This window comes from Streptococcus sp. 210928-DFI.4.42 (assembly GCF_020554365.1).
Taxonomy (GTDB): domain Bacteria; phylum Bacillota; class Bacilli; order Lactobacillales; family Streptococcaceae; genus Streptococcus; species Streptococcus parasanguinis_S.
Map to the genome: position 1 here is coordinate 1 of NZ_JAJCHF010000064.1, position 483 is coordinate 483.

5 tRNA genes are annotated in these 483 nt (G+C 53.6%); all 5 read left to right on the forward strand.

Annotated features, from left to right (window positions below):
- Window positions 1–59: 59 nt before the first annotated feature.
- Window positions 60–133: transfer RNA gene (locus LIZ08_RS10290), tRNA-Met, on the forward strand.
- 16 nt (window positions 134–149) lie between these two features.
- Window positions 150–223, forward strand: a tRNA-Ile gene (locus LIZ08_RS10295).
- A 10-nt stretch (window positions 224–233) separates the two neighbouring features.
- Window positions 234–323, forward strand: a tRNA-Ser gene (locus tag LIZ08_RS10300).
- A 9-nt stretch (window positions 324–332) separates the two neighbouring features.
- Window positions 333–406: transfer RNA gene (locus LIZ08_RS10305), tRNA-Met, on the forward strand.
- Between the two features lie 3 nt (window positions 407–409).
- Window positions 410–482, forward strand: a tRNA-Phe gene (locus LIZ08_RS10310).
- Window position 483 lies beyond the last annotated feature (1 nt).

A 483-nucleotide genomic window follows, 5' to 3' on the forward strand; every position in this document is an offset into this window, starting at 1 on the left:
AGAGTACTTGGTTTGGGACCAAGGTGTCGCAGGTTCGAATCCTGTCTTCCCGATATTATGGCGGTGTAGCTCAGCTGGCTAGAGCGTCCGGTTCATACCCGGGAGGTCGGGGGTTCGATCCCCTTCGCCGCTATATTGTTGATCTTGTTGGACCTTTAGCTCAGCTGGTTAGAGCTCTCGGCTCATAACCGAGTGGTCGTAGGTTCAAGTCCTACAAGGTCCATTGTTATCTTGGAGGATTACCCAAGTCCGGCTGAAGGGAACGGTCTTGAAAACCGTCAGGCGTGTAAAAGCGTGCGTGGGTTCGAATCCCACATCCTCCTTAATATTAACGCGGGATGGAGCAGCTCGGTAGCTCGTCGGGCTCATAACCCGAAGGTCGTAGGTTCAAATCCTGCTCCCGCAATTTGGCTCGGTAGCTCAGTTGGTAGAGCAATGGATTGAAGCTCCATGTGTCGGCGGTTCGATTCCGTCTCGCGCCAT